We start from the raw sequence: 14222 nt of genomic DNA on the forward strand, positions 1-14222 counted from the left end.
ATGGTACCGGGAGAAACAGTGAAAGACTGATCACGACTAACAGATAGCGATGGCAAACAATGACGCTGCTTTTCATCTTTGACATGGATGATGTGCTCTACGGCTACGACTGGCGTGCACGGATGGCCGCCATGAGCGACCTCACCGGCCTCAGTTTTCTCGAGCTCCGCCGTAGCTGGTGGCACGATGATGGCGAGTTCGGCGCCGAAGCGGGGCTTTACCCCACCGGCGAGGAATACCTTGCCGCCTTCGAGGAAGCCATCGGGCAGCGAGTAGATCTCGCCAGCTGGCTAGCGATCAGGGCGGCCGCGATGACGCCGTGGCCCGACTCACTCGCCGCGGCCCGACGCGCCGCGGACCTCGGTCAGGCAACCCTGCTGACGAATAACGGTGCGCTTCTCGGCGACCATCTCTCGACCGTTGCACCCGATCTCGTCGAGATCTTTGGTGATCACCTGCACACCTCAAGCCATTACGGCGCCCGCAAGCCGAATCCCGTTGTGTTCGAACGTGCCCTCGAGGCGTACGGCGTTGCGCCCGAGAACGCGTTTTTTGCGGATGACATGCCCGAGAACGTTGCCGCTGCCGAAAGCCTCGGCATCACCGGCCACGAATTTCTTACGGGAGCGGCTATGCACGCAGCGATCGAGGAGTTTGCGGCCGCGCGCTCGTAGAGCGTCTCGAACGACGGCTTAGAGTAGCGCCGTCGTCGCGCGATCGCGACCGAGAAGGTCTTTGTGGTGAGCTACGGCTCTCCACCCGTCCGCCGTGAGTAGCGCGGCAAGGGCCGGAGCTTGTTCTTCGCCGTGCTCGAGCACGAGAGTGCCACCGTCGTGGAGCAGGCGGCGCGCAGTCAGCGACACGCGGCGTACGACATCCATGCCGTCTTCTCCGCCGTAGAGAGCCAGAGCGGGGTCATAGAGCTGAACTTCAACGTCGCGCGGGATCGCCGCGGCCGGAATGTACGGCGGATTGGAAATCACGACGTCGACCGTGCCGTTGAGTTCGGAAAAAGCATCGCCCAGATCGGCATTGATCAGTGTGGCGTTCGGTTCGCCATAGCGGCGGAAGTTTTCGCTCGTGTACGGCATGGCATCGGGCGACAGTTCGACCGCAAAGATGCGAGCGCGCGTGACCTCGGTGGCCATGGCGAGAGCGATAGCACCGCTACCCGTACCGAGATCGACACCGATAGGTTCGGGCGTCGCACTCGCATTGAGCGCGTCGATCGCAAACTGCACGACCGTTTCAGTCTCGGGGCGCGGAACGAAAACTCCAGGCCCCACGCTGAGCTCGAGATTGCGAAAGGGCGCCATTCCCGTGATGTGCTGCAAGGGTTCGCGGGCAGCGCGGCGCGCAAACAGTTCGTGAGCGTGTGCCGCTTTTTCCGCGGGCACGGTGGCACCGGTGACGACGCGAACGCGAAGCTCTCCACGACCCAGGTCGAGCACGTGAGCCAATAGAAGCTCCGCATCGACCTCGGGAGTGGGCACTCCCCCACCACGCAACGACTCAGTGCCGCTGGCCAGAAGGTCAGCGACACTGGGGTCGTGTGATGCGGTAGTCAACTCGCTCAGGAGTCGCTACCGACAGCAGCCAAACGAGCCTCTTCATCAGCTATGATGCACGACTGGATAACGGGCTCGAGCGCACCGTTGATCGCCTGGTCAAGGTTGTAAGCCTTGTATCCGGTGCGGTGATCAGCAATGCGGTTCTCAGGGAAGTTGTACGTGCGAATGCGCTCGGAACGATCCATCGTGCGAATCTGGCTCTTGCGGTATTCGCTCGCTTCAGCATCCGCCTCTTCTTGGTAACGAGCCAAGATGCGCGCACGAAGCACCCGCATACCGGCCTCGCGGTTCTGCAGTTGCGATTTCTCGTTCTGCATCGCCACGACGATTCCAGTCGGAAGGTGAGTAATACGAACAGCGGAGTCAGTGGTGTTCACCGACTGACCACCGGGGCCCGAGGAACGGTAGACATCAATCTTGAGATCGTTCTGGCTGATCTCGACCTCTTCAGGCTCGTCAACCTCAGGGAACACCAGCACACCCGCAGCAGACGTGTGGATGCGGCCTTGAGACTCGGTGGCGGGCACGCGCTGAACGCGGTGCACTCCACCCTCGTACTTCAAGTGCGCCCAGACGCCCTCAGCGGGATCACTCGAGTTGCCCTTAACGGCCAACTGAACGTCTTTGATACCGCCAAGGTCGCTCGAGGTCTGCTCGATGATCTCGGTCTTCCACTTCTTCGACTCTGCGTAGTGCAAGTACATGCGCAGCAGGTCCCCGGCGAAGAGCGCCGACTCAGCACCACCTTCACCCATCTTGATTTCCATGATCACATCACGGGAATCGTTAGGATCACGAGGAATCAAGATGCGGCGCAGCTTTTCCTGAGCAGCATCAAGCGACTCCGTGAGGCCAGGAATCTCTTCGGCGAATGACTCATCTTCGGCAGCCATTTCCGTGGCGGCCGCGAGGTCGTCGGTCAACTGGCGCCAGTGGTTGTATGCCGCAACAATGCGCGACAACTCGGCGTAACGTCGGTTGACCTTCTTAGAGCGGACCGGGTCGGAGTGAAGCTCGGGGTCAGCAAGCTGGCCCTCGAGATCCGCATGCTCGGTCAGCAGCGACTGTACTGACTCGAACATTATTAGACCTCTTTTTTGTTGCCGGTAGTGGAAGGAAGCGACTTCTGGATCTGCATGAGGAACTCAACGTTCGACTGCGTCTCCTTCAGCTTATTCAACACGATCTCGAGAGCAGCCTGCTGGTCGAGCCCCGCGAGCGCACGGCGCAAGTTCCAGGTGACCTTGACTTCGTCGGCGCCGAGCAGCATTTCTTCGCGACGCGTTCCGGATGCGTTGACATCGACCGCGGGGAAGATGCGCTTGTCAGCGAGCTGGCGTGAGAGACGAAGCTCCATGTTGCCGGTGCCCTTGAACTCTTCGAAGATAACCTCGTCCATCTTGGAACCGGTCTCTACGAGCGCGGTAGCGATGATGGTGAGCGAGCCGCCCTCTTCAACGTTGCGAGCCGCACCGAAGAAGCGCTTCGGCGGGTACAGCGCTGCCGAGTCGACGCCACCCGAAAGTACGCGTCCCGACGGCGGTGCCGTCACGTTGTACGCACGGCCAAGGCGAGTAATCGAGTCAAGCAGCACAACGACGTCGTGGCCGAGCTCGACGAGACGCTTGGCACGCTCGATGGCGAGTTCAGCAACCGTGGTGTGGTCTTCAGCGGGGCGGTCGAAGGTCGAAGCAATAACTTCGCCCTTGACGGTGCGCTGCATGTCGGTGACCTCTTCGGGACGTTCGTCCACAAGAACGACCATGAGGTGAACCTCGGGGTTGTTCTTGGAGATCGCGTTCGCGATGGCCTGCAGAACCTGAGTCTTGCCAGCCTTCGGAGGCGAGACGATCAAGCCGCGCTGGCCCTTTCCGATCGGAGCGGCAAGATCGATGATGCGAGTCGACAACATGGTCGGCTCGGTCTCGAGACGCAGACGCTCCTGCGGGTACAGCGGGGTGAGCTTGCCGAATTCGACGCGGTTTGCTGCCTCTTCAACGGGGAGCCCGTTGATCGAGTCGATGCGCACGATGGCGTTGTACTTCTGGCGGCCCTGATTGTTGTCACCCTCACGCGGCTGGCGAATGGCGCCAACAACGGCGTCACCCTTGCGGAGGTTGTACTTCTTGACCTGACCAAGCGAAACGTACACGTCGCTGTTACCCGGAAGGTAACCAGTGGTGCGAACGAAAGCGTAGTTGTCGAGAACGTCGAGGATGCCGGCGACCGGGATCAGTACGTCATCGTCGGTGATCTCGGGCTCGAAGTCGTCGCCCATGTTTCCACGGCCGCGCTTGCGGTCACGGTAACGGCCACGTCCACCGCGCTCGGAGTCAACGTCGCCGCCGCGCGAGTCATCATTGCTGCGGCTGTTGTTGTTGCCGTCGCCGTTGTTGCGGTTGCTGCGGTTGCTGTCGCCGCCGTTGCGGTTGCTGTCGCCGTTGTTGCCCTCGCCATTGTTGTTCTGGCGACGGTTGTTGTTCTGGCGACCAGAACCTTCACCGTTTTGGCTGTTGCGGTTGCGGTTACGGTTACGCCCGCGGCCCGAACCCGACTCGTTGTCGGCGTTGTCGCCGTCGTTGTCGCTGTCGTTGCTGTTGTTCTTGTCGCTGTTCTTGTCAGCGTTGTTGTTCTTGTCAGCGTTGCTGTTCTTGTCGCCGTTGTTGGTATCGGCGTTGTTGCTCTTATCGGCGTTGTTGCTCTTGTCCGCGTTGTCAGAGTTGTTGTCGGCGCTCTTCGCGCCCTTGTCACCTCTGTTGTTGCGGTTGCCACTCTTGGCAGCCTTGCCCTCGCTGTCGGCGGCTTTAGCGTCGCTCGCTACGGCGTCGTCGCCGGTCGATGCGACGCTGGCGTCGCTCGACGCGTCTGCTGCGGCAACGCTACGGCTGGAGCTGCGACGGCTGCGCTTGGGCGCGGCCTCTGCGGCGGGAGCGTCGCTGGATGCTGCGGCGTCGGTCGACGCTGCTGAGCCGGCGGCGGCAGTCGACTCGGCGGCGGGCGCGGAGTCAACCTTCTTCTTGCGGCTAGCCGTCTTGGGCTTCTCTGCTGCGGCATCCGCGGCAGGGGCCTGAGCTGCGACGTCGTTCGACGACGACGCGTTCTTGTCTACTTTCGGAGCGCCTGCGGGAGCCTCGGAGCCGGCGATAGCGGCACCATCAGTGCTCGTCACGCGGCGTGAAGCACGCTTGCGTGCCGGAGCGGCAACCGCTTCGGTGGCGGGAGCAGAGTCTTTGTTGCTGTTGTTCTTCTCGTTAATTGCGTCCACGAGATCTCCTTTGCGAAGTTTGGAAGTACCGGTGATGCCGCGTTCGGCCGCCATTGCTTGAAGCTCGGGCAGTCGTAACGCGCTCAGCGCGGCACGGGAATCCACGCTTGATGCGTGGTTGTTGACGTCAGTCACTACTAGGGGTTCCTTTCCCCAACCAAGAATGAATCGCTTGGCGGAGAGCTAGTCGCTCACCGATGTCTGCGCGGATGCGCAGGAATCAAAATTCGGGGATACGACGGGTGAAGTGCGACCGGGATGCTGCGGCTACGCCGTAGCTTCTACCTGGTGCTCATTCACTGTAGCACCTTTGAAGTCCACAGCTAAGAGGAGACATTCCCACGGCGTTGCGGCGTGCTCCTGCACGAGAGCAACGGCTTCGAGGCGCTTCGCGGGGTCATCCGCGAGCACGAGCACCGAGGGACCAGCGCCCGAAACAACAGCAGCGTGGCCGTGCGAGCGCAACATACGAATCAGTTCTGTGGTCTGCGGCATCGCTGCAGCACGGTAGTCCTGGTGGAGGCGATCGCCCGTGGCTTCGAGTAACACTTCGGGGCTCTGCGTGAGCGCGGCAATCAAGAGTGCTGCCCGCGAGACGTTATAAACCGCATCGGCGTAGGGCACGGCATCCGGCTGCAGACTGCGCGCGTGCGCCGTCGAGACCTGAAAGTCAGGAACGCAGACAAGCGGTGAGACTCCGCGGTGCACCATCAGCTTTTTCGCTAGCGGCCCAGAGTCAGTGCTCCACGCGATGGTGAGACCGCCCAAGAGTGCCGGCGCGACGTTGTCCGGGTGTCCCTCGAGCTCGGTAGCGAGCACGAGAAGAGTGGCGGCATCCATCTCGACGATGCCCTCGAGTAAGCCCTTCGCAGCCATAACGCCCGAGACGATAGCTGCTGCCGACGAACCCAAGCCACCACCGTGCGGGATGACGTTGGTCGCCGACACGTGCAGTGCCGGCATCGTCTGGCCGAAGTGCGTAAAGCAGTGCTGGATCGCTTGGATAACGAGGTTCGACTCATCGGTCGCAACAATTCCTGCACCAACACCGGTGACATCAATCTCGACGCCCGAGCCCTCGACCGCGTTAACAATCAGTTCGTCGTAGTGCGAGAGGGCAAGCCCGAGCGTGTCAAAGCCGGGACCGAGGTTGGCAGAGGTCGCCGGCACGCGCACGACGACGCTGCGACCGACCAGCGAGGTCATGCCTTGGCCAGCCCCAGCACGCTTGCGACCTCAGCGGTGTCGACGGGAACAACCTTCGGCGTGATGTCATCACCGCTAGCCGTCTTAAGCGCCCACTGCGGGTCCTTAAGACCATGGCCGGTAACCGTGAGCACAACGGTGGAACCACGAGGAATCTGACCAGCTTCGGCACGCTCGAGAAGTCCGGCAACGCTGATGGCGGAGGCGGGCTCGACGAAAATGCCAACTTCAGCCGAGAGGATGCGCTGAGCTTCGAGGATCTTGGCGTCGCTGATGGCGCCGAAGTAGCCATTCGACACTTTGTGGGCCTCCGTGGCGAGGTGCCACGATGCGGGGTTTCCGATGCGGATAGCGCTGGCAATTGTGTCGGGGTTCTTAACGACTTCGCCGCGAACGATCGGAGCACTGCCCTCGGCCTGGAAACCGAACATGCGGGGCAGCTTGGTGGTGGCGGAGCGCTCTAGCTCTTCGCTGTAGCCCCGGAAGTAAGCGGTGTAGTTTCCCGCGTTTCCGACGGGAACAATGTGGAAGTCAGGGGCGTCGCCCAGAACTTCGACGACCTCGAAAGCGGCAGTCTTCTGGCCTTCGATACGGTCAGGGTTCACCGAGTTGACGAGGTGCACCGGGTAGTTGTCGGCGAGGTCGCGAGCGATGTCGAGGCAATCGTCGAAGTTTCCCTGAACCTGGATGAGTTCACCGTTGTGAGCGATGGCCTGGCTGAGCTTGCCCATCGCGATCTTTCCCTCGGGCACGAGAACAGCAGCGGTGATTCCCGCGTGCGCAGCGTACGCAGCCGCCGAAGCCGAAGTGTTACCGGTCGAGGCGCAGATAACGGCCTTGGCGCCGTGCTCAACAGCCTTCGAGATGGCCATTGTCATGCCGCGGTCTTTGAACGAGCCCGTGGGGTTCATTCCTTCGAACTTGACCCAGACCTTAGCGCCGGTGCGAGCCGACAGCGCTGGTGCGGGAATCAGAGGAGTTCCGCCCTCTCCCAGCGTGATGATGGGGGTCGCGTCAGAAATGTTGAGACGGTCGGCGTACTCGTGAAGCAGACCGCGCCACTGGCGGTTCCGGATTTCGCTATTCATTATTTACAGCCCCTCAACTCTCAAAACGGACACAACTTCGCGCACAACCGAATTCTCGGCCAGCGCTGCCACCGTGGCGGCAAGCGATTCATCCGTCGCCTCGTGCGTCACAGTAATAAGGGTAGCGCTCGGCACGCCCTCTACTACTGCACCAACGGTCTGGTTGACCGCTTCTACGGAGACGTGGTGGTCACTAAATACTGCGGCGATCGTGGCGAGCACACCGGGCTCATCCACGACCGTCAAGGTGATCTGGTAGCGCGTCATCACGCGGGCGATCGGCAGGATCGGAAGGTTGGCGTGGGTCGACTCGGCAACGCCGGGGCCGCCGATGACGTGGCGTCGAGCGGCTGACACAACGTCGCCCAGAACGGCGGATGCGGTTTCAATGCCGCCGGCGCCAGCACCGTAGAACATGAGGCTGCCTGCAGCCTCGGCCTCGACGAACACCGCATTGTTGCCGCCGTGAACGGCAGCGAGTGGGTGAGTCAACGGAACAAGGGCGGGGTGAACGCGAGCACTAACGCCCTCGGTCGAGCCGTCGGCGGCAAGAACGCGCTCACAAATTGCGAGCAGTTTGACGACGTAGCCGGCCTTGCGCGCGGCAACAACTTGCTCGGCGGTGACGCTCGTGATGCCTTCGCGGTGCACGGCATCCAGCGGCACGCGCGTGTGGAACGCGAGGCTGGCCAGCAGCGCGGCCTTCTGCGCAGCGTCGTAGCCCTCGATGTCGGCGGTGGGGTCGGCCTCAGCGAAGCCCAAGCGCGTGGCCTCGGCAAGAGCGGTGTCGAAACTATCGCCCGTAGCATCCATGCGGTCAAGAATGTAGTTCGTGGTGCCGTTAACGATGCCCAGGATGCGCTCGACGCGGTCACCGGCAAGGCTGTCTCGCAGCGGGCGGATGATTGGGATCGCGCCGGCTACTGCTGCCTCGTAGTACAGCTGGGCGCCGACCTGAGCGGCTTCTTCGAAGAGTTCCGCGCCGTGGTGAGCGAGCAGGGCCTTGTTGGCCGTGATGACATCGGCCCCCGAATGCAGGGCTTTGAGAATCCAGGTGCGAGCAGGTTCGAGGCCGCCAATAAGTTCAATGACGATATCGGCGCCCACGATAAGCGACTCGGCGTCGGTCGTCAGCAGCTCTTTCGGAATGTCGGTGTCGCGCGGAGCATCGATGTCACGAACGGCAACACCGACGACTTCGAGCCCGGCTCCCGCACGGGCAGCAAGCTCGTCGGCGTGCTCGAGCAGTAGAGCGGTGACTTGTGATCCGACACTTCCTCCGCCCAAAACTGCGACACGAAGGTTGCGGTATTCGATCATACAGAGTCTCCCGATGGTGTGATTCCCGCGTCGCGGCTGAGCAAGTCGTCTTCGGTTTCGCCGCGCACAATAATGCGAGCTTCGCCGTCGCGCACGGCCACTACGGGCGGGCGCGCAAGATAGTTGTAGTTGTTGGACATCGCCCAGCCGTAAGCACCGGTGGCGGGAACGGCGACGATATCGCCGGGCTCAACGTCACCGGGCAAGTACTCGGCGCGAACGACGATATCGCCGGCCTCGCAGTGCTTGCCGGCGATGCGCACGAGCTCTGGGGCGGCATCCGACACCCGATTCGCGAGACGAGCTGAATAGTCGGCGCCGTAGAGCGCCGTACGCAGATTGTCGCTCATGCCGCCATCGACACTGACGTACTTGCGCACTGCTTCGCCATCGACGAGCACATCTTTGATGGTGCCAGCCGTGTAGAGCGTTGTAGTGGATGGCCCAATGATCGAGCGACCCGGCTCGATGGCAATCACCGGGATCGGGATCTCAAGTCGAGCGCACTCCGCCTCAACGATGTTGGCCAGCGACGCCGCCAACTCAGCAACGGGCAGTGCCTGATCGGCCGAGGTGTAAGCGATGCCGAAACCGCCGCCCAAATTCAATTCGGGCACCGGGGCCGCTACCGACAACCGTGCATGCAGCTCAAGCAAGCGACGAGCTGCCTCAGCAAAGCCCGCAGTGTCGAAAATCTGCGATCCGATATGCGAATGGATGCCTACGAACTCCAGCGAGGAGTGCGAACGAATCTGCGCCACAATCGCCTCGGCCTCGGTCAGCGGAACACCAAACTTCTGGTCTTCCCTGGCCGTTGCCAAGTACTCATGCGTGGACGCGTGAACCCCGCTATTGATGCGCAAACGCACCCGCTGGGTTCGACCGTGCCGTGCAGCGGTTTCAGCAACCCGACCGATTTCGACGACGCTGTCGATAACGATGGGGCCGATGCCCGCGCGCACAGCACGGTCGATCTCGGAAAGACTCTTGTTGTTGCCGTGGAATCCCAGTCGCGACGCATCCGTGCCAGCCGCGAGGGCAACCGCCATCTCGCCAGCGCTGGCCACGTCGATGTTGAGGCCAACGGCCGTCATCCAGCGGGCAACCTCGGTGCAGAGGAACGCCTTGCCGGCGTAGTACACCTTGACGCTCGAACCGATGCGAGCAAACTCAGCATCGAACGCACCCTTGATTTCTGTGGCACGGGCAATGGCATCCGCTTCATCGATGACGTACACGGGCGTGCCAAAGTGAGCGACAAGCTCGCTTGCGGGCACGCCGGCAATCGTGAGTTCACCGTTCTCGGCGCGCGCAGCATTGCGCGACCAGACGGTCGGTACCAAAGAATTAGCTTCGGCGGGAGCTTCGAGCCACTCGGGCGCCAGCGGGTTCGCGAACACAGTCGCACCTCACAGAGATGTAGACGGAAAACGGCGGATTGTGTCCGCACAGGCGTTGGGGATGCTGACCACTCTAACGGCTGATGCCGCTAGCGCTGAATCGAGCTACGGCGCCGGGCACGTACCGTATTGCTTCCACGCGGCATCGTCGAGGGCAATCCCATCAGCACTGAGTTCGATGACGAGGTTGTCGCTGGCGACGGCGACCGAATCGATCGTCAATGCCGTCGGCAATGATGAAGCAACGCAGAACTCTTGGGAGCTGAGTAGCCCTCCCGCCAGACCAGAAACAAGGGGGTTGTCGAGCAAGTCGGCAACGGAGATCTCTTCGTCGTTCAGGATGACGGACTCCGGCTCGAAGGCGACGGAATCGCCCGCCGCCACCGGCACAAGGTCAAGGGCAACCGGAATCTCGAAGAAGAAAACCTTGAAGACCGTCGACACCCGGATAGCGGTGCCTTCCAGCTCGATCGAGTCGAGTCCCGTGTCGCTGAGGGTGCTCGCGAGCTTCGACACTTCAGCGCCGGGGATCGACACCGTCATCGACACCGCGTCAATCGGTTGCGACGATGTCAGCGGTACGCCGGTCGCAATAACCCCTACCGCGGCATCAAGCCCATTGACCTCGAACCGATCGATGTCGACCGTCACAGCATCGAGCCCTCCGGCGAGCGCTTGCAGAATCAGCGAGCCCGAGCCGAGGTCGACGGTCACACCCTCGCTCGATTCGAGATCGAGCGATGACGCGATTTCGTCTTGCGCGAGGCGCACGGCCGTTGTGCGCCCGACGGTTTCGATGAGCACCACCGCGATCACGAGGATCGCCACAACTGCTCCGAGGACAGACCACAGAATCCAGCGACGGCGAGGCTTCTTGGGTGCTGTCGCTACGGACGACTCCGGGGCGGTCTCCCCCGGTCCGTCGAGACGCAGCTCGAGCGTGGGGTTGTCGTCGGAGGCCACGTCAGTTACATCCGCTCGGGGGCACTGACCCCGAGCATCCAGAGACTGTTGCGCAGAACCTGACCAACAGCGTCATTGACCCACAGTCGCGTGCGGTGAACGTCAGTTACTTCTTCGTCGTTCATGGGAGTGACGCGGCACTGATCGTACCAACGGTGGTAGCTGCCAGCGAGCTCTTCGGCGAAGCGCGCAATACGGTGCGGCTCACGCAATTCGGCGGCCTGAGCCACGATGCGCGGGAACTCCGCCAGAACACCCAGCAGGATGCTCTCTGACTCATTCGTGAGCAGCGAGGCATCAAACACGCTGCGGTCCACTCCCGACTCCCCCGCATTGCGAGCAACGCTGTGAGTGCGGGCGTGTGCGTACTGAACGTAGAAGACGGGGTTGTCGTTGGTGCGCTTCTGCAAAATCTCGGGGTCGAGGTTGAGCGGCGAATCGGACGGGTAACGACCGAGCGAGTAGCGCAGAGCATCCGTTCCGAGCCATTCGCGCAGGTCATCGAGCTCGATGATGTTGCCGGCACGCTTAGAGAGGCGTGCACCGTTGATGCTCACGAGTTGCCCAATGAGCACCTCAATGTCTTTATTGGGGTCGTCGCCGGCCGCGCCCGCGAGCGCCTTGAGACGGTGAACGTAGCCGTGGTGGTCGGCCCCGAGCAGGTAGATCTTGTGGGCATAGCCCCGATCGCCCTTGCTCAAGTAGTAGGCCGCATCGGCAGCAAAGTAGGTGTAGATTCCGTTGCCGCGCTTGATCACGCGGTCTTTGTCATCGCCAAAGTCGGTCGTCTTGACCCACACAGCGTCGTCGATGTCAGCAACGTGACCCTGAGCCCGCAGACGCTCCACTGCGGTATCGATGGCGCTCTTGCCATCTTCTTTCACCGCGTGCAGTTCACGCTCGCTGAACCACACGTCGAAGTGCACGTTGAAGGCAGCGAGGGACTTCTTGATCTCGCCGAGCTGAAGTTCGTAGCCCCGCTCGCGAGCGACGGCGATCGCTTCATCGTGGTCAAGCTCGAGAATCTCGGGATTTGAGGCGAGCACGCGCTGCGCGAGCTCGGCAACGTAGGCACCCGGGTAGCCGTTCTCCGGAGTCGGTTCGCCCTTGGCGGAGGCCAGAATCGATGCCCCGAAGTTGTCCATCTGGTTACCGGCGTCGTTGATGTAGAACTCGCTCACGAGTTCGGCCCCGGCTGCCTTCAGGATGCGTGCCAGCGAGTCTCCAAGAGCCGCCCACCGAGTGTGGCCGATGTGCAGCGGGCCCGTGGGGTTGGCCGACACGAACTCCAAGTTAATGGTCTGACCCGCGAGGGATTCGTTGCGACCGTACGCCTCTCCCTGCTCGACGATTGTCTTCGCAAGTGCACCCGCGGCAGCGGCATCCAAAGTGATATTGATGAAGCCTGGGCCCGCAACATCCACCGAAGCAATGCCGTCGATAGCGCGAGCCTGCTCAGCGATTTCGGTCGCGAGTTCGCGAGGGTTGGCTCCCAAGGGCTTAGCGAGCTTCATCGCGATGTTGGATGCCCAATCACCGTGATCGCGGTTGCGCGGTCGCTCTAGCACCAGGTCACTCGCGGTCAGGCCCAAATCGGGCGTGCCGCGGTCAGCCGCGATGCGGGAGACGACAGAGAGCAGGGTGGCAGAAAGGTCAGCAGGATTCACCCCTCAAGAGTACTGGTTGGTTACGGGGAATCTGTGCGAGCGGGGAGCCACATGACGTTCAGCGCTTGGCGCACACTTCACGACACTGCCGGGTCACTGCGCGGCTTTGTCCCTGCGGGTCACGACAATGGAGGTATGGCACTTCGACTTCGCACGGTTTACGCCGCAATCGCCCTCAGCACCTCCGCATTACTATTGAGCGGCTGTGTGCCGAGCGAAACTGTCACGGCTACCAACAGCCCCACTGTCTCAAGCACGCCCACACACTCGGCGCCCGAGGCCACCGCAACGCCTTCCGCGTCGGCCAGCGCAACAAAATCCGCCACCCCCACTCCCAGCCCCACACCGTCGAAGTCGGCGCAGGACACTGCCGTAAGTTTCGGCTGCAACGATCTGGTGTCGCCAAGCGCGATGTACGACTTCAACCCCAACTTCCTTCTGCTGGGCAGCTTCACCCCGGATTCGGGAACGACCGCAGCCGCTGCGCTATCAGCAAAGGGTGTCGCCTGCCGCTGGCAAAATGGAACGAACAGCACGTCGATCGACGTGTCAGTAGCGCAACCAACCTCATCCAAGCTCGCGACCTTCAAATCGAACGCGGGATCGAGCGCGGATGCCTTCAGCGGCTACTTCTCGATCACCGACCGAATCGGAACGGCTCAAATCTTCGTTGGCCCATATTGGGCAACGCTGAGTTCACGCGAATTCACCTCAGCAGACGAGGCCAGTAACCTGGTTGCTGAAGTACGCGCCGCACTTCAATAGCCAAACCAGAGCGGGCTACGACAACTCGACAGGGGTGTGGTGGTCGTCAGTCGGAAGCTGGTCTGCGGTTGCCGTGATTTCTAGCTTCTGCAAGAAGAGGTCAGCCCAGTGGTTCGTAAGGAACGCGACATCCGCGGCATCTCGGCCGGTGGCGATGCGCACGAGCGACTGACGTGGTGCGAGCCCGGTCGAATCGACGACCCACCAGCGACCGTCGACAAAGGCTTCGGCTACGGCGTGAAAATCCATCGGGCTCAACCCTGGCGCGTACACCGACGAATAGCGGGCGGGCACATCTTTGGCGCGCAACATCGCAATGGTGAGGTGGGCAAAGTCGCGGCAAACCCCGCGGCGCGTCAAGAGCGAATGTGACGCTCCATCTGTCGCCGCCGACATTCCGGGGCTGTAACGCAGATTGGTCGAAACCCAACTGCGGATAGCCTGCACCAGTTCATGGCCGGTTTGCGTCGGGAACAGCGAACGCGCCGTCGGAGTGAGCACATCTGACTCGCAATACCGGCTCGGCCGCAAATACTCGACTCGGTCGATTGCGTTGAGCGGCGCGGGCTCGGGAGTGGCCTCGACGGTGGCGGCGTAATCCACGACAAGCTGCCCCGGGCCCGCAATCAGCGAGTGCAAGCGGGTTCCGCGCGCATCGACCAACTCTGTGGGGTTCTGGGGTACGCCATCCAACACAAAATTAATTGATTCGGATGTGAGTGGCCACGGTGCCGCGACAGCAATGCTGAAGACCATTTCGGTGCGACCGCGAAGGTCAAGTTCTTGGTGGGAGGTCACGGTACGCAGCATGCTCCGATACTGTCACGAGAACCTGAAACGGGCATCCCAACGGAGTGCTAATTGTTGGGGCAATTGCTTGCTAAGCTAGCCTCCTTGCCTTCGTAGCTCAGGGGATAGAGCGCCGGTTTCCGGTACCGTAGGTCGGGGGTTCGATTCCCTCCGGGGGCACTGTTATT

At 61.8% G+C, this 14222-nt stretch carries 12 protein-coding genes and 1 tRNA gene; 3 read left to right on the forward strand and 10 right to left on the reverse strand.

The window, feature by feature from the left end; genetic code table 11:
• Positions 1-59 precede the first annotated feature (59 nt).
• Positions 60-674: an HAD-IA family hydrolase gene (locus ESZ53_RS00855; RefSeq protein WP_129071104.1), complete on the forward strand. Its 615-nt coding sequence runs from the start codon at positions 60-62 to the stop codon at positions 672-674.
• An 18-nt stretch (positions 675-692) separates the two neighbouring features.
• Here the strand turns inward: ESZ53_RS00855 and prmC are convergent, their stop codons facing one another.
• From prmC to argS, 9 genes are all read right to left on the reverse strand, one after another.
• Entirely contained in the window at positions 693-1568 is an 876-nt protein-coding gene (gene prmC / locus ESZ53_RS00860) for a peptide chain release factor N(5)-glutamine methyltransferase (RefSeq protein ID WP_129071105.1), read from the reverse strand.
• A 5-nt stretch (positions 1569-1573) separates the two neighbouring features.
• Complete coding sequence (gene prfA / locus ESZ53_RS00865) at positions 1574-2653, reverse strand: peptide chain release factor 1 (RefSeq protein ID WP_129071106.1); 1080 nt, start codon at positions 2651-2653, stop codon at positions 1574-1576.
• 2 nt (positions 2654-2655) lie between these two features.
• Positions 2656-4971: a transcription termination factor Rho gene (gene rho / locus ESZ53_RS00870; protein WP_129071107.1), complete on the reverse strand. Its 2316-nt coding sequence runs from the start codon at positions 4969-4971 to the stop codon at positions 2656-2658.
• A 132-nt stretch (positions 4972-5103) separates the two neighbouring features.
• Positions 5104-6042 (reverse strand): homoserine kinase, encoded by a 939-nt coding sequence (gene thrB, locus ESZ53_RS00875; RefSeq protein ID WP_129071108.1) that lies wholly within the window; start codon positions 6040-6042, stop codon positions 5104-5106.
• Positions 6039-7130 (reverse strand): threonine synthase, encoded by a 1092-nt coding sequence (gene thrC, locus ESZ53_RS00880; RefSeq protein ID WP_129071109.1) that lies wholly within the window; start codon positions 7128-7130, stop codon positions 6039-6041. Before thrC ends, thrB begins: the two co-directional genes overlap by 4 nt.
• 3 nt (positions 7131-7133) lie before the next feature.
• A complete protein-coding gene (locus ESZ53_RS00885) occupies positions 7134-8450 on the reverse strand; it encodes a homoserine dehydrogenase (protein WP_100389961.1) in 1317 nt (438 codons plus the stop codon).
• Positions 8447-9850 carry a diaminopimelate decarboxylase gene (gene lysA / locus ESZ53_RS00890; protein ID WP_129071110.1) on the reverse strand — a complete coding sequence of 468 codons (1404 nt, stop codon included), beginning with the start codon at positions 9848-9850 and terminating at the stop codon, positions 8447-8449. The genes ESZ53_RS00885 and lysA overlap by 4 nt, the downstream gene beginning before the upstream one ends.
• 105 nt (positions 9851-9955) lie before the next feature.
• The gene (locus tag ESZ53_RS00895) at positions 9956-10813 is read right to left on the reverse strand and encodes a DUF2993 domain-containing protein (protein WP_129071111.1); all 858 of its coding nucleotides are present in this window, start codon (positions 10811-10813) and stop codon (positions 9956-9958) included.
• A gap of 5 nt (positions 10814-10818) precedes the next feature.
• A complete protein-coding gene (gene argS / locus ESZ53_RS00900; protein WP_129071112.1) occupies positions 10819-12480 on the reverse strand; it encodes an arginine--tRNA ligase in 1662 nt (553 codons plus the stop codon).
• A 135-nt stretch (positions 12481-12615) separates the two neighbouring features.
• Here argS and ESZ53_RS00905 point away from each other — a divergent pair, with 135 nt between their 5' ends.
• Positions 12616-13245 carry an arginyl-tRNA synthetase gene (locus ESZ53_RS00905; RefSeq protein ID WP_129071113.1) on the forward strand — a complete coding sequence of 210 codons (630 nt, stop codon included), beginning with the start codon at positions 12616-12618 and terminating at the stop codon, positions 13243-13245.
• A gap of 15 nt (positions 13246-13260) precedes the next feature.
• Here ESZ53_RS00905 and ESZ53_RS00910 read toward each other — a convergent pair whose 3' ends face one another.
• A complete protein-coding gene (locus tag ESZ53_RS00910) occupies positions 13261-14055 on the reverse strand; it encodes a transglutaminase family protein (protein ID WP_129071114.1) in 795 nt (264 codons plus the stop codon).
• Positions 14056-14141: 86 nt separating this feature from the next.
• Between ESZ53_RS00910 and ESZ53_RS00915 the strand changes: the two genes are divergently transcribed.
• Positions 14142-14214, forward strand: a tRNA-Arg gene (locus ESZ53_RS00915).
• The last annotated feature ends 8 nt before the right edge of the window (positions 14215-14222 follow it).

It is taken from the genome of Salinibacterium sp. UTAS2018, assembly GCF_004118935.1.
In the GTDB taxonomy this organism is placed as follows: Bacteria; Actinomycetota; Actinomycetes; order Actinomycetales; family Microbacteriaceae; genus Rhodoglobus.